Origin of the sequence: Pseudomonas frigoris, assembly GCF_047758635.1 — a bacterium.
Classification (GTDB): Bacteria; Pseudomonadota; Gammaproteobacteria; order Pseudomonadales; family Pseudomonadaceae; genus Aquipseudomonas; species Aquipseudomonas frigoris.
The window spans coordinates 787,891-802,127 of record NZ_CP180479.1 but is presented as its reverse complement, the minus strand read 5'-3'; the positions used below and the strand labels follow the sequence as shown (position 1 = coordinate 802,127).

Sequence of the window (14,237 nt, the reverse complement as noted above, 5' to 3'; positions counted from 1 at the left end):
CTCCATCTGATAAAGCAAAGACGCACCCACGGCGCGCCGACCAATGCTACAGAATGCCCGTCACCGCGGCACAACCGCTTTTCCAGGCTTTTATTGCAAAGTGTGTTGCTCGATGAACTCTGTCGGCACAACGCCTTCACGGCTGACCAGCCGATTGAGCTCCGAACGGGGCAATCGAACGGCCAGCAAGCTGACACCTTCTTCGTCGTGTTCTTCTTTTTGCACCGCACCGAGCTCGAAAAACTGCGCACGCAGTCGAGCGAATCGTTGCGGCAAGCGCAAGGTACCGATAAACAACTCACTGCCCAGCAACTCGGCAATGGCTTGCTCAAGCAATTCCAGACCACTGCCATCACGCGCCGACAGCCAGACCCGTTGAGGCTTGCCGTTTTCGTCGCGCTGGATTTGTGGCTCAACGCCTTCAAGCAAATCGAGTTTGTTATAGACCTCGAGGATCGGCAAGTCCTGGGCACCGATCTCGCCCAACACCACCATCACCTGCTCGATCTGCAACATGCGATCCGGTTCGGCCGCATCGATCACGTGCAACAACAGGTCGGAGTTGCTCGACTCTTCGAGGGTAGACCGAAATGCTTCGACCAGCTTGTGGGGCAAGTGGCGAATGAAACCCACAGTGTCAGCCAGGACAATCGGCCCCAGGTCGTCCAGTTCCAGACGGCGCAAGGTCGGGTCCAGCGTGGCAAACAACTGGTCAGCCGCGTACACGTCGGATTTCGTCACGTTATTGAAGAGCGTGGATTTACCGGCGTTGGTATACCCCACCAAAGACACGGTAGGGATATCCGCACGCATACGGCCACGTCGCGACTGTTCGCGCTGGCTGCGTACTTTTTCCAACCGGCCTTTGATCTGCCGCAGGCGAACTCGCAGCAAACGGCGGTCGGTTTCCAGTTGGGTTTCACCCGGGCCACGCATGCCGATACCGCCACCTTGACGCTCAAGGTGAGTCCAGCCACGAACCAGCCGGGTGCTCATGTGGTCAAGCTGGGCCAGTTCTACCTGGAGCTTGCCTTCATGGGTACGGGCGCGTTGGGCGAAAATATCGAGAATCAGACCGGTGCGGTCGATCACGCGACACTCGAAAACACGTTCGAGGTTACGTTCCTGACTGGGCGTGAGGATGTGATTGAAGATCACCAGATCTGCCTTTTCGGCATGGACCAGGTCGCGTAGTTCCTCGACCTTGCCGCTACCGATCAGGAATTTGGCGGTTGGCCGATGACGCGGCACGTTAAAAAACGCAACGGTCTCGGCGCCGGCCGAATTAGCCAATTCCTGAAACTCCTGCGGATCTTCGCGCGCCTCAGGGTCCTGTCCATCCAAGTGAACGAGGATCACTCGCTCACCACCACCGTGGCGCTCAAAGAACAAAGGAGACTCCTATCAGGCGTTACCTGGCTCAGCGTCACCTGCTTCGGATTCGGTTGCGCTAGGCAGACGAATTGGACGAACCGGCACCACTGTAGAGATAGCGTGTTTGTAAACCATCTGGCTGACGGTGTTTTTCAGCAGGATAACGAACTGGTCGAAAGACTCGATCGTGCCTTGCAGTTTGATCCCGTTGACCAGGTAGATGGAAACCCCCACTTTCTCTTTACGTAAAGTATTCAAGTAAGGGTCTTGTAGCGAATGCCCTTTTGACATGTGCCGCACTCCTTTAAGGATTCAATATAAAAAATAGGTAAACAAATAGCTTGGGGCCGTCACACCCCCAAGGATAGACGGCAATTGCAAGGACTCAGCTCAATATGGAGATGGTCCCAAGGTATTTCAAGGCGCGCGGCAGATTGTCGCAATCGAGGCTGTCCAACCAGTGTAAATCAGCCCAACTGCGCAGCCAGGTGAACTGGCGCTTTGCCAATTGGCGCGTGGCAATGATTCCACGCTCCTGCATCTCGGCTTGCGTCAGCTTGCCATCCAGGTAGTCCCAGACTTGTCGGTAGCCTACTGCACGTATAGACGGCAACCCGGCATGCAGGTCACTTCGCTTACGCAGGGCTACGACCTCGTCAATGAATCCCTGTTCCAACATATTCGTGAATCTTTGTTTAATTCGCTCGTGCAATACCTGGCGATTTGCCGGGGCAATGGCCAAGTTCGCGACAGTATAGGGCAATTGTTGCAGTCCCGAGGCGGCTGCTTCAGTACTTTGCGCAGATTGTCGCAACCTTAGTGCAGTCATGCTCTGACCGCTGACGCGATAAACTTCCAGTGCTCGACTGAGTCGCTGTGGATCGTTCGGATGAATACGCGCGGCGGATTTCGGATCAATGACCGCCAGTTGATCGTGCAGGGCTTGCCAGCCAAGGCGTGCAGCTTCTTCTTCGATCTGTGCGCGGACGTCCGGATCTGCCGCTGGCATGTCTGCCAGACCTTCAACCAAAGCCTTGTAATAGAGCATTGTGCCGCCCACCAGCAGCGGAATTTTGCCCCGCGCGGTGATCTCGGCCATGGCTTCGAGGGCATCACGACGGAAATCTGCGGCCGAATAGCTCTCTGCCGGGTCGAGAATATCGATCAACCGGTGTGGAAACTCAGTCAGAAGCTCTTTTGAAGGCTTGGCGGTGCCGATATCCATACCACGGTAGACCAGCGCCGAATCGACGCTGATCAGCTCGCAAGGCAAGACTTTGGTGAGTTCGATGGCCAGGTCGGTCTTGCCGGCGGCGGTCGGCCCCATCAGGAAAATCGCAGGAGGGAGCTGGTTCATCAACGACCGCGCAAGAACAGTTTGTCCAGATCGTCCAGGCCCAGTTGGGTCCAGGTCGGTCGGCCATGGTTGCATTGACCGCTGCGTTCGGTGTTTTCCATATCCCGCAGCAGACCGTTCATTTCCGGCAGGGCCAGACGCCGATTCGCACGAATCGCGCCGTGGCAGGCCATGGTGCCGAGCAATTCGTTCAGGTGCGCCTGAATCCGGTCGCTGGTGCCGTATTCCATCAAGTCCGCCAGAACGTCACTGACCAATCGATTGGCTTCAGCTTGCTTGAGCAAGGCCGGGATCTGCCGGATGGCCAGGGATTCCGGGCCCAGACGTTGCAATTCAAAGCCCAGACGCTGGAACCACGCGACGTGTTCTTCGGCGCAATCGGCTTCACGCTGACTGACCGCCAGGGACTCCGGCACCAGCAGCGGCTGACCGCTCAGGCCTTCGCTGGCCATGGCGATTTTCAGGCGTTCGTACATGATCCGCTCGTGAGCGGCATGCATGTCCACCAGCACCAGACCCTGGGCGTTTTCCGAAAGAATGTAGATGCCTTTGAGCTGCGCCAGTGCATAACCCAGCGGCGGAACATCGTCCTGCCCGGCCGGAAGTGCGACAGCATTCGCTTCTGGCAACGGCGCAAAGAACTCCCGGTAGGCAGCCTGAGCTTCAGCCACAGGCACACCCGATTGAGGCCGCGGAGAGTACTGATATTGATAACCGGCACCAGCGCCCGAGCCGGCCGGCGTATTGAACGACGGCTGGGCCTGAGGCTGCTCCAGCAAGGCATTGGCCGCCAGACGCATTTCGCCCTGAGGACCGAACTCGCCAGCATCAATGCCGGTGGGTCGAACGATGGCCGTCGCGACAGGCGCGGCCAGATGGTCTTCCGGCCGCACATCGCCCAAGGCGCGGTGCAGGGTGCCATAGAGGAAATCGTGAACCATGCGCCCGTCACGGAAGCGCACTTCGTGCTTGGTCGGGTGCACGTTGACGTCAACGCCGGCCGGATCGACTTCGAAAAACAGCACGAACGTCGGGTGCCGACCATTGAACAGCACGTCGCGATAGGCCTGGCGCACCGCGTGGGCCACCAGTTTGTCGCGTACCGCTCGGCCATTCACAAAGAAATACTGCAAGTCTGCCTGGCTGCGGTTGAACGTCGGCAAGCCGACCCAGCCCCACAAATGCAAGCCATTGCGCTCGATCTCGATCGGTAGCGCCTGCTCGAGGAAACCCGAACCGCAAATCGCCGCCACACGCCGGGCACGGGCCGCGTCATCATGGGCTTCATGCAGGCTGAGGATGGTTTTGCCGTTGTGGCGCAAATGGAACGCCACGTCGAAGCGCGCCAACGCCAGACGCTTGATCACTTCTTGCAGGTGATCGAATTCGGTTTTTTCGGTTTTGAGAAACTTGCGTCGCGCCGGGGTGTTGAAGAACAGGTCGCGCACTTCCACCGAAGTGCCCACCGGATGGGCCGCCGGCTGCACGCGAGGCGCCATGTCCCGGCCTTCGGTTTCAACCTGCCAGGCCTGATCGGCCTCTTTAGTGCGAGAGGTGAGGGTCAGACGCGCCACGGAGCTGATGGATGCCAGGGCCTCACCGCGAAACCCGAGGCTCATGACCTGCTCGAGGTCTTCCAGATTGCGGATCTTGCTGGTGGCGTGACGCGCCAAAGCCAGCGGCAGGTCATCGGCAGAAATGCCGCTGCCATCGTCGCGCACCCGCAGCAGCTTGACGCCGCCCTGCTCCACATCGACATCGATGCGCTTGGCACCGGAGTCGAGGCTGTTTTCCAGCAGCTCCTTGATCACCGAAGCCGGGCGCTCAACCACCTCACCGGCGGCAATCTGGTTCGCCAGTCGCGGGCTGAGCAGCTCGATGCGAGCCGTGTTGGTCAACACCTGGTTCATTCTTTGGCCGCCAGTTCAGTGCCGGGAATGGTCAGGGTCTGACCGATTTTCAGCTCGTCACTCTGCAAGTTGTTGGCGCTGCGCAGGGTGGCCGGGGACACCTGATAACGCACGGCAATCATCGCCAGCGTTTCGCCCGGGCTTACCCGGTGGTCACGCGGGCCTTGGGCAATCTTGCCGGAATCACGCAGCCAGGCAATGTAAGTGCCCGGTGGCGGGTTCTGTTGGAAGAACTGGCGCACACCGGCGCTGATGGAACGCGCAAGGGCCTGCTGGTGGCTCGCCCCGGACAACTTGGACGCTTCATTGGCATTGGAGATAAAGCCTGTTTCCACCAGGATCGATGGAATGTCCGGCGATTTCAGCACCATGAACCCGGCCTGCTCCACCCGCTGTTTGTGCAACGGCGTGACCCGGCTGATGTTGCTCAAGACCTTTTGGCCAACATCCAGACTCGAAGTCAGGGAAGCGGTCATCGACAGGTCGAGCAACACGCCGGCCAGCATGCGGTCTTTGTCGTCGAGGCTGACGCTGCCAGCACCACCGATCAAGTCGGAACGGTTTTCGCTGTCGGCCAGCCACCGGGCGGTTTCCGAGGTGGCGCCGCGATCGGACAAAGCGAACACCGACGCACCGAAGGCTGCCGCAGACGGCGCGGCGTCGGCATGGATCGAGACGAACAGGTCGGCGCCTTTCTTGCGGGCGATTTCAGTACGGCCACGCAGCGGAATAAAGTAGTCGCCGGTGCGGGTCAGTTCGGCGCGGAAGCCTTTCATGCCGTTGACCTGACGCTGCAGTTCGCGTGCGATGGCCAGTACCACGTCTTTTTCACGCTGACCGCGAGAGCCGGAGGCACCCGGGTCTTCGCCGCCGTGGCCGGCATCGATGACCACAACGATGTCGCGCTTGCCGGCCGGGGCTGGCGGCAGCTTCACCGCGGGCTCCACCGGCGTGACCGGTACCGGGGCTACTGTCGCGACGTTGGTCGGCGCCGGAATTGGCGCGGCGTCGGCGGCGCTATCGAACAAGTCGACCACCAGACGATTGCCGTACTGGGCGTTTGGCGCCAGTGTAAAACTTTTCGGCGTCACGGCTTTTTTCAGGTCGATGACTACCCGCAGATCGGTCGGCGTACGTTGAGCCGAGCGCATGGCGGTGATCGGAGTGTTCGAGCTGTTGACGTTCAGCGGCGCCCCCAGTGACGCGCCATTGATGTCGATGACCAGCCGATCCGGGGCGGTCAGGGTAAAGACACTGTGCTGGACAGGACCGCTCAGGTCGAACACCAGTCGTGTGTTGTCCGGAGCCCGCCACAGGCGAACGCTGTTGACCTTTGTCTCGGCCACAGCGTCGACGGTCACCGCCAAAAACAACAATCCTACGGCAGCTACCATCGCGCGAAAGCGCATACCTAACCCCATCATTTAATTGGTTTCCAATGCCAAAGCGGCACACCACAACTCGCCACGCGAGCCCTGGGACAAAATTTTCAGCGAACGCCCGCCATCTTGCGGGCTAATGGTAATGGTCAGGTCGGGCTTTGGCAAAAAGCCTGCACCCTTTTCGGGCCACTCGATCAGGCACAACGCGTCGTCTTCGAAGTAGTCGCGGATGCCGAGGTACTCCAGCTCCTCAGGGTCGACCAGGCGATAGAGGTCGAAATGGAAGGCCCGGATGTCACCAATCTCGTAGGGTTCGACCAAGGTAAACGTAGGGCTTTTTACCGACCCTTTATGCCCCAGCCCTCTGATGATGCCCCGGGACAGCGTGGTTTTCCCCGCGCCCAGATCTCCCTCGAGAAAAATCAGACCGTGCCCTTCGGTGGTTTGTGCGATGCGTGCGCCAAATGCGGTCATCGCCTCTTCATCAGCCAGGTACAGGGTTACTTCAGACACGGTGCTTGCTCCTCCAACAACTGACGAATGGCTGGAATCAGATCACTGGCCGCCAGCCCACGGCCCGATTTACCTTCTTGCGCGCCGGCATTGGCGTGCAGCCAGACGGCCAGGCAGGCGGCGTCGAACGCCTCCATGCCTTGAGCCAGCAACGCGCCGACCAAACCGGCCAGCACATCACCCAAACCGGCGGTGGCCATGGCCGGATGGCCCTGATGACACAACGCCAGGCGCCCATCGGGGCTGGCGATCAGGCTGCCGGCGCCTTTCAGCACCACGACAGCTGTATATTTTTTGCTCAATTCGTGAGCCGCCGCAGGACGATCGGCCTGCACTTGGGCAGTGCTCATCCCCAACAAGCGCGCCGCTTCGCCCGGATGCGGAGTGATCACACAATCCTTGGGCAAGCTCATGTGCTCTGTGGCCAGCAGATTCAATGCGTCGGCGTCCCAGACTTGCGGCAGCGGCGCGTTGGCAGCCGCCGACAAAAGGCTGCGGCCCCAGGAAGCCTGACCTAAGCCTGGGCCGACCACCAGCACGGAAACCTTTTGCAGCAGTTCCATCAGTTGATTGGCCGACGAAGTGCCCAACACCATGGCTTCGGGGATTCTCGCCAGGGCGGCCGGAACATGCTCACTGCGCGTCGCCACGGACACCATGCCCGCACCGCTACGCAGGGCACTTTGCGCGCTCAGCAGGATGGCGCCGCCAAAGCCGCGATCACCGCCAATCAGCAGGACGTGGCCGAATTTGCCTTTATGGGAAGTTGGAGCCCGGCCCGCCAGACGCGGCAAGGAACTGGCCGTCAGGCGACGTGCGCTGATGGCGACTCCGTCAAACGACTCGGGGGAGGCTTGCAGATCGTTGAACACCAACTCGCCGACCACGTCTGCAGCATCGCCGGTGAACAGACCCAGTTTCAGGCCGATGAATGTCACCGTCAGGTCAGCCCGCACCGCAGCGCCGAGTATTCGGCCGGTATCAGCGCACAACCCCGAAGGGATATCCACCGCCGCAACCGGCAGCCCGCTGCCGTTGATCGCTGCAATGACGCCCGCGTAGGGCTCTCGCACCTCTCCCGTCAGACCGGTGCCGAGCAAGCCATCCAGCACAATACCGCGCAACTCGGACTGTGCACTAAAGGCTTGAACCGCGACGCCCTCAGACACCGCCTCAGCATGGGCCAATGCCGCGTCACCCTGTAAACGCTTGGGATCACCGGCCGCCAGCACCCGCACATGCCAGCCCGCACGTCGGGCCAGCACGGCCACCAGATAACCGTCGCCGGCGTTATTGCCGTGGCCGGCCACGACACTCAATTCATTCGCCGACGGCCAATGACGGACCAGCGCACGCCAGGTCGCCCGCGCCGCGCGCTGCATCAATTCGAAGCCCGGCGTGCCGGCCGCAATCAGGCTCGCATCGAGGGCTCGCACTTGCGCGGCGCTATACAGCGCGTCGGGTAAATCATCTTTAGTGTGCGGCATGCGTCTTCGGGCTCCGATGTCTGGCAGAATTATACGCACCTCAGCTCCGGTTTCTCTCGTCTCATGCCCGCAATTACCACAGACCTGCCCGCCCTCGCCCAATCCATCAAGGACTGGGGCCGCGAGCTGGGCTTTCAGCAAGTTGGCATCAGCGGCCTCGACCTGGCCGAGCATGAGCAGCACCTGGAGCGCTGGCTCGCGGCCGGCTACCACGGCGAAATGGACTACATGGGCGCCCACGGCAGCAAACGCTCACACCCGGAAGAGCTGGTGCCCGGCACGCTTCGGGTCGTTTCCCTACGCATGGACTACCTGCCGGGCGACACCGAAATGGCCAAACGTCTGGCACAACCGGAAAAAGCCTACGTCTCGCGCTATGCCTTGGGCCGCGATTACCACAAATTGATCCGTAAACGCGTGCAACAACTGGCCGATAAAATTCAGGCCGAGATCGGCCCGTTTGGTTTCCGCGCCTTCGTCGACAGCGCGCCGGTACTGGAAAAAGCCATCGCGGAACAGGCCGGTCTTGGCTGGATCGGCAAAAACACCCTGGTCTTGAATCGCAAGGCCGGCAGTTATTTCTTTCTCAGCGAACTGTTCGTCGACCTGCCGCTGCCGGTTGATCCGCCACACAGCACCGAACATTGCGGCCGCTGCACGGCGTGCCTCGACATCTGCCCAACCAACGCCTTCGTTGGCCCTTATGTACTCGACGCCCGACGCTGCATCTCCTACCTGACAATCGAATTGAAAAGTGCGATCCCGGAGGATTTGCGGCCATTGATCGGCAATCGAGTGTTCGGTTGCGATGACTGCCAGATTGTCTGCCCATGGAACCGCTTCGCCCGTCCGTCCGGGGAAAGCGACTTCAAGCCACGGCACAATCTGGACAACGCGGAGTTGGCCGAGCTGTTCATGTGGGACGAGGACAAGTTTCTCAGCAGCACCGGAGGTTCGCCGTTACGCCGAGCGGGTTACGAGCGCTGGCTGCGAAACCTTGCCGTAGGCCTGGGGAACGCGCCATCAAGCATTCCGGTGCTGGAAGCGCTGAAGGCGCGTCGGGACTATCCGTCAGAGCTGGTGCGTGAGCATGTCGAGTGGGCGTTGAAGCAACACGGACTTGTGTAGGAGCTGTCGAGTGAAACGAGGCTGCGATCTTTTGATTTTTGCTTCTTAAAAACCAATTCAAAAGATCGCAGCCTCGTTTCACTCGACAGCTCCTACAAGAGATCCGGTGGTTTCAGGCTTCGTCGTTATAAACGAACTTCGGCATTTCCCAATGAAACCGGATCGCCAGTAACCGCAGCAGGAAGCCACCAAACAAGGTGATCAGAATCGCCTGTTCGCCGGGCAGTTGCAGATAGATGCAGAGCATGTAGCACCACGCCGCAGCGAACGAGACGCTGGCGTAGAGTTCGCGGCGGAAGATCAGCGGGATGTCGTTGCAGAAGATGTCGCGCAGGATGCCGCCGAAAACCCCGGTGATTACACCGCTGACGGATGCTACGAGCATGCCGTGGCCCATTTCCAGCGCGGTCATGCAGCCGATCAGGGTGAATGCCACCAGGCCCACGGCGTCAAGCACCAGAAACAGCGAGCGCAGGTGGCGCATCCAGCGCGCAGCGAACACTGTGAACATCGCTGCCACCGAGGTCAGCACCAGGTATTCCGGGTGTTTGACCCACGTCAGCGGGTAGTGACCGAGTAGCACGTCACGCACCGAACCCCCACCCAAAGCCGTGATGCAGGCAATCAGCACCACGCCAAACCAATCCATCCCGCGACGACCGGCAGACAGGGCACCGGTCATGGCTTCGGCGGTAATGGCGATCAGGTAAAGCATCAGCAACATGGTGGCGGTCCTTGCAAGAAGGCGCGCAGTCTACTCACTTCACTGAGGCCCCAAAAGAGGGCAGCCGTTACGCGCCCCCTGTAGGAGCTGTCGAGTGAAACGAGGCGGCGATCTTTTGATCTTGTTTTAAAAGCAAAATCAAAAGATCGCCGCCTCGTTTCACTCGACAGTTCCTACAGGGACCGGGTTGCCGGATCAGAACTTGATGAAATGCTTGCGGTAGTGCTGCAGCTCGGCGATCGATTCGCGAATGTCGTCCAGGGCCAGGTGAGTGCTGCCCTTTTTGAAGCTGTCGCGCACGTCCGGCGCCCAGCGTGCGGCCAACTCTTTCAGCGTCGAGACGTCGAGGTTGCGGTAGTGGAAGAAGCTTTCCAGGGATTTCATGTGGGTATAAAGGAAGCGACGGTCCTGGCAGATGCTGTTGCCACAGATCGGCGACTTGCCCTTCGGCACCCATTTTTCCAGGAAGGCGATGGTTTCGGCTTCGGCTTCGGCCATGCTGATGCGGCTGTCGCGAACGCGCTGGGTCAGCCCGGAGCCGCCGTGTTGACGGGTGTTCCACTCGTCCATGCCGGCGAGAATTTCGTCGCTGTGGTGGATAGCGATCACCGGACCTTCGGCCAAGGTGTTCAGGTCACTGTCCGTGACGATGGTGGCCATCTCGATGATGACGTCGGTATCAGGGTTCAGACCGGTCATTTCCAGGTCGATCCAGATCAGATTCTGCGGGTTTTGCATGTGTCGGCTCCTAGGCAATGCTGCGCAGTTTAGCCTAGGCCGGTGGCCGGGCGTGCTAAACTCGCGGCCGTTTTACCTAATCGCTGCATTCTTGATACGGAACACCCATGGCCAAACGCCAACTCAATCGTCGTCAAAACTGGCGCATCGAAAAGATTCAAGGCGAACGCGCTGCCCGCGCCGCCAAACGCGAGTCCTCGGCTGTCGAGGCACTTGAGGGTGGCGATCTGGGTCCGGAACAGACGGGCCTGGTGATCGCGCACTTCGGTGTGCAGGTCGAAGTCGAAGCCCTCGATGGCGAGCTGGCTGGCCAGGTATTCCGCTGTCACTTGCGCGCCAACCTACCGGCGCTGGTGACCGGCGATCAGGTGGTCTGGCGTGCCGGCAACCAGGGTATCGGCGTGATCGTGGCGCAACTGCCGCGTAAAACCGAACTCTGCCGTCCGGACAGCCGTGGTCAGCTCAAGCCTGTCGCGGCTAACGTCGACATGATCGTCATCGTCTTCGCGCCGCTGCCCGAGCCTCACGCCAACTTGATCGACCGTTATCTGGTCGCTGCTGAGCACGCGGGGATTCGTCCGCTGCTGTTGCTCAACAAGTTCGACCTGATCGACGAGCAGAACGCCCCGGCGTTGAATGCCTTGCTCGCGGTTTACCGCACGCTGGGTTACCCGGTGCTGGAAGTCTCGGCGCACCACGGCAACGGCATGGAGCAACTGCAAGAACAGCTGGACGGGCGCATCAGCGTGTTCGTCGGCCAGTCCGGCGTCGGCAAATCCTCGTTGGTCAACAGCCTGTTGCCTGAAGTCGAAGCCCGTGTCGGCCCGCTGTCCGAGTTGTCCGGCCAGGGCACTCACACCACCACGACCGCGCGGTTGTTCCACTTCCCCGGTGGCGGTGAGTTGATCGACTCCCCGGGCATCCGCGAATTCGGCCTGGGCCACGTCAGCCGTGCCGATGTCGAGGCCGGTTTCATCGAGTTCAACGACTTGATCGGCACTTGCCGCTTCCGCGACTGCAAGCACGACCGCGAGCCGGGTTGTGCCCTGCTCAAGGCGTTGGAAGATGGGCGTGTGCAGCAGCAACGGATGAATAGCTATCGCTCGATCATTGCGAGTTTGCCGGAGACTAGCTATTAGGTAGTCCTGATCATTTTCGTGGCGCCGCGAAAATGATCGGCAGACAGCAGAGACAAAAAGCCGCGATTATCTCGCGGCTTTTTTTGGCACGCCCCTCGAGAGGCCGAGTGGAGGTTCTGCGCAGTGGGCAACCCGGCATGGATGCCGGGTTAGCCGCCCCCGGCCATGGATGGCCGATGGCGGCGGGCCCACGGAGCAGGACCGGAGCGAGGGCATGCCGAGCCTAGGCGAGGCACCGAACGAAAGGGGTAAAAGCCCTTGGTTACTTGGGGCTCTTCCAAGTGACCCGCTGTAAAAGCGGAACCGCCAGCGGCCGTTACCGCAGAAATGGATATGTACACACCCAAAACTCACGCCAGCCACAAGGCCGCCATCGCAGGCAAGCCAGCTCCCACAGGACCGTGCCCACGCTGAAAATGAAGTGGCGTCCAAACCAGTGCCGCAAAAAAAAGCCGACATCACTGTCGGCTTTTTTGTGGTCACTGCTTGGGTGGCTCACCCGGTTTCGGTGCCGGGTTATCAAAGAGATTCAAACGCTCACGAAGCTCATGTGCCGGCAACGGTTCTTTATCCGCCGGCAACGCATTCGGATCGACTGGCGTGGCGGGCACTTCGCCCGGGCCGCCCTGCCCTTGCGTCGGCTCGGGAGCCGGTTCCGCACCTTGCGAACCTTCGATGGCACGCTGGGCTTTCTTGGTCAGCACAATAATGTCGATACGGCGATTGACCGGATTGAACGGGTGCTCGCGATCGAACAACGCCGACGAGGCATAACCGACGACGCGCGCCACCTGTGCATCCGGATAGCTACCCGCGACCAGCGCACGACGGGCAGCGTTGGCACGGTTGGCCGAAAGCTCCCAGTTACCAAAGTCACCGGTGCCCGTGTACGGCTTGGCATCGGTGTGGCCGCTGATACTGATCTTGTTCGGCACCGCTTTAATGGTGTCGGCCATGGCCAGCAGGATGTCTTCGAAGTACGGCTTCAGACGGGCACTGCCGGAGTCGAACATCGGCCGGTTTTCGGCGTCCACGATCTGGATGCGCAAACCGTCAGGCGTGATTTCGAAACTGATCTGGTCTTTGAATTTCTTCAGCTGCGGGTTCTCTTCGACCTTGGTCTGCAGTTCTTGCAGCAACAGCTCGAGACGTTCCTTCTCGACCTGCTCGGCCATGCCTTCAACCTGCTCGGCGTCGATGGTCACCTTGTCCGGCTGCGGCTGAGATTTCACCTCGGGGTTGAGGGTGTTCTCCGGCGCCAGGGTCGGCGTGCCGCCCAGGTCGATGATGTACGGCGTGCCGCTTTCGGAAAAGCCGACCGGGTCCTTGAAGTAACCGGCGATGGCGATCTTCTGTTCAGGCGTTGCGGTGGACAGCAGCCACAGCACCAGGAAGAACGCCATCATCGCCGTCGCGAAGTCCGCGAAGGCGATTTTCCAGGCGCCCCCGTGATGCCCGCCGGCGATGCGCTTGACGCGCTTGATGATTATCGGCTGGTTATTTTCCATGACTTAGCGACCGCGAACCGCTTGTTCCAGCTCAGCGAAGCTAGGACGGTGCGCCGGGTACAGAACTTTACGACCGAACTCTACCGCCAGCGACGGCGGCATACCGGAAGCCGAAGCGACCAGCGAGGCCTTGATGGCTTCGTAGACGTTCAGTTCTTCCTTGGCATCGTGGGCCAGGGAATGGGCCAGCGGACCGAAGAAACCGTACGCCGCGAGAATACCGAAGAAGGTACCGACCAGGGCCGCACCCACGTGCAGGCCGATGGATTTCTGGTCGCCTTCACCCAAGGAAGCCATGGTCACCACGATACCGAGTACCGCCGCGACGATACCGAAACCGGGCATGGCGTCGGCAATACCGTTCACCGCGAGGGATGGATGCTCGAGGTCTTCCTTGAGGCTGTAGAGTTCCATGTCGAACAGGCCCTCAAGCTCATGGGGAGCCATGTTGCCGGAGGACATAATCCGCAGGTAATCGCAGATGAACGCGGTCATGCGTTCGTCTTTTAATACCGCAGGGTATTTGGCGAAGATCGGGCTCGCGGAGGCATCTTCGATGTCGCCTTCGATGGCCATCATGCCTTCGCGGCGGCTCTTGTTGAGGATCTCGTAGATCAGACCCAGCACTTCCAGATAGAACGTGTGGTTGAAACGCGAACTGAACATGCCCAAGGATTTCTTGAGCACGTGCATGGTCATGTAACCGGGGTTGGCCTGCAGGAATGCACCAAGGGCCGCACCACCAATAATCATCACCTCGAAGGGCTGAATCAGGGCGGCAATTTTGCCGTGGGAGAGCACGTATCCGCCGAGCACGCTCGCGAATACGACGATGATGCCGATTAATTTAGCCATAGGTAGGAGAGCACTTACTGAGTCGGGTTCAAGGTCATATTCGGAAGTTAAAAAATCTCTTCTTCTACTTATCGGCAAAACTGCGCCAGACTATAGCCAGTTCAGGCGAAAAGCCAATTTGG

13 protein-coding genes are annotated in these 14,237 nt (G+C 60.0%); 2 read left to right on the top strand and 11 right to left on the bottom strand.

Going from position 1 to position 14,237, the window contains the following annotated elements:
• Positions 1–90: 90 nt before the first annotated feature.
• The 7 genes from hflX to ACMXYH_RS03615 all read right to left on the bottom strand — a co-directional run bounded on the left by hflX (position 91) and on the right by ACMXYH_RS03615 (position 8,023).
• The gene (gene hflX / locus ACMXYH_RS03645) at positions 91–1,392 is read right to left on the bottom strand and encodes a ribosome rescue GTPase HflX (RefSeq protein WP_033055543.1); all 1,302 of its coding nucleotides are present in this window, start codon (positions 1,390–1,392) and stop codon (positions 91–93) included.
• A gap of 12 nt (positions 1,393–1,404) precedes the next feature.
• Complete coding sequence (gene hfq / locus ACMXYH_RS03640) at positions 1,405–1,665, bottom strand: RNA chaperone Hfq (protein WP_007902656.1); 261 nt, start codon at positions 1,663–1,665, stop codon at positions 1,405–1,407.
• Positions 1,666–1,759: 94 nt separating this feature from the next.
• Positions 1,760–2,731 (bottom strand): tRNA (adenosine(37)-N6)-dimethylallyltransferase MiaA, encoded by a 972-nt coding sequence (gene miaA / locus ACMXYH_RS03635; protein ID WP_415766330.1) that lies wholly within the window; start codon positions 2,729–2,731, stop codon positions 1,760–1,762.
• On the bottom strand, positions 2,731–4,641 hold the full coding sequence (gene mutL, locus ACMXYH_RS03630) for a DNA mismatch repair endonuclease MutL (RefSeq protein WP_149630038.1): 1,911 nt from the start codon (positions 4,639–4,641) through the stop codon (positions 2,731–2,733). Before mutL ends, miaA begins: the two co-directional genes overlap by 1 nt.
• Positions 4,638–6,065 (bottom strand): N-acetylmuramoyl-L-alanine amidase, encoded by a 1,428-nt coding sequence (locus ACMXYH_RS03625; protein ID WP_129438979.1) that lies wholly within the window; start codon positions 6,063–6,065, stop codon positions 4,638–4,640. Before ACMXYH_RS03625 ends, mutL begins: the two co-directional genes overlap by 4 nt.
• Complete coding sequence (gene tsaE, locus ACMXYH_RS03620) at positions 6,066–6,536, bottom strand: tRNA (adenosine(37)-N6)-threonylcarbamoyltransferase complex ATPase subunit type 1 TsaE (protein ID WP_129438981.1); 471 nt, start codon at positions 6,534–6,536, stop codon at positions 6,066–6,068.
• Positions 6,524–8,023: an NAD(P)H-hydrate dehydratase gene (locus ACMXYH_RS03615; RefSeq protein ID WP_415766329.1), complete on the bottom strand. Its 1,500-nt coding sequence runs from the start codon at positions 8,021–8,023 to the stop codon at positions 6,524–6,526. Before ACMXYH_RS03615 ends, tsaE begins: the two co-directional genes overlap by 13 nt.
• 63 nt (positions 8,024–8,086) lie before the next feature.
• Between ACMXYH_RS03615 and queG the strand changes: the two genes are divergently transcribed.
• Positions 8,087–9,151 carry a tRNA epoxyqueuosine(34) reductase QueG gene (gene queG / locus ACMXYH_RS03610; RefSeq protein WP_415766328.1) on the top strand — a complete coding sequence of 355 codons (1,065 nt, stop codon included), beginning with the start codon at positions 8,087–8,089 and terminating at the stop codon, positions 9,149–9,151.
• A gap of 112 nt (positions 9,152–9,263) precedes the next feature.
• Here the strand turns inward: queG and ACMXYH_RS03605 are convergent, their stop codons facing one another.
• Complete coding sequence (locus ACMXYH_RS03605; protein WP_129438987.1) at positions 9,264–9,875, bottom strand: trimeric intracellular cation channel family protein; 612 nt, start codon at positions 9,873–9,875, stop codon at positions 9,264–9,266.
• Positions 9,876–10,070: 195 nt separating this feature from the next.
• Positions 10,071–10,613, bottom strand: a complete 543-nt coding sequence (gene orn, locus ACMXYH_RS03600) for an oligoribonuclease (RefSeq protein WP_008035288.1) — start codon at positions 10,611–10,613, stop codon at positions 10,071–10,073.
• Between the two features lie 107 nt (positions 10,614–10,720).
• On the opposite strand from orn, the gene rsgA reads away from it, so the two are divergent.
• A complete protein-coding gene (gene rsgA, locus ACMXYH_RS03595; protein WP_415766327.1) occupies positions 10,721–11,752 on the top strand; it encodes a small ribosomal subunit biogenesis GTPase RsgA in 1,032 nt (343 codons plus the stop codon).
• Between the two features lie 479 nt (positions 11,753–12,231).
• On the opposite strand, the gene motB is transcribed toward rsgA, so the two are convergent.
• Positions 12,232–13,260: a flagellar motor protein MotB gene (gene motB / locus ACMXYH_RS03590; RefSeq protein ID WP_415766326.1), complete on the bottom strand. Its 1,029-nt coding sequence runs from the start codon at positions 13,258–13,260 to the stop codon at positions 12,232–12,234.
• A gap of 3 nt (positions 13,261–13,263) precedes the next feature.
• Positions 13,264–14,115, bottom strand: a complete 852-nt coding sequence (gene motA / locus ACMXYH_RS03585; RefSeq protein ID WP_415766325.1) for a flagellar motor stator protein MotA — start codon at positions 14,113–14,115, stop codon at positions 13,264–13,266.
• Between the last annotated feature and the right edge of the window lie 122 nt (positions 14,116–14,237).

What these genes read in the sequence shown, in the direction of transcription:
- rsgA (WP_415766327.1), top strand. Translation starts at nt 10,721, where the DNA reads ATGGCCAAACGCCAACTCAATCGTCGTCAAAACTGGCGCATCGAAAAG.
- ACMXYH_RS03615 (WP_415766329.1), bottom strand. Translation starts at nt 8,023, where the DNA reads ATGCCGCACACTAAAGATGATTTACCCGACGCGCTGTATAGCGCCGCG.
- miaA (WP_415766330.1), bottom strand. Translation starts at nt 2,731, where the DNA reads ATGAACCAGCTCCCTCCTGCGATTTTCCTGATGGGGCCGACCGCCGCC.
- motB (WP_415766326.1), bottom strand. Translation starts at nt 13,260, where the DNA reads ATGGAAAATAACCAGCCGATAATCATCAAGCGCGTCAAGCGCATCGCC.
- ACMXYH_RS03605 (WP_129438987.1), bottom strand. Translation starts at nt 9,875, where the DNA reads ATGTTGCTGATGCTTTACCTGATCGCCATTACCGCCGAAGCCATGACC.
- ACMXYH_RS03625 (WP_129438979.1), bottom strand. Translation starts at nt 6,065, where the DNA reads ATGATGGGGTTAGGTATGCGCTTTCGCGCGATGGTAGCTGCCGTAGGA.
- motA (WP_415766325.1), bottom strand. Translation starts at nt 14,115, where the DNA reads ATGGCTAAATTAATCGGCATCATCGTCGTATTCGCGAGCGTGCTCGGC.
- hfq (WP_007902656.1), bottom strand. Translation starts at nt 1,665, where the DNA reads ATGTCAAAAGGGCATTCGCTACAAGACCCTTACTTGAATACTTTACGT.
- mutL (WP_149630038.1), bottom strand. Translation starts at nt 4,641, where the DNA reads ATGAACCAGGTGTTGACCAACACGGCTCGCATCGAGCTGCTCAGCCCG.
- queG (WP_415766328.1), top strand. Translation starts at nt 8,087, where the DNA reads ATGCCCGCAATTACCACAGACCTGCCCGCCCTCGCCCAATCCATCAAG.
- orn (WP_008035288.1), bottom strand. Translation starts at nt 10,613, where the DNA reads ATGCAAAACCCGCAGAATCTGATCTGGATCGACCTGGAAATGACCGGT.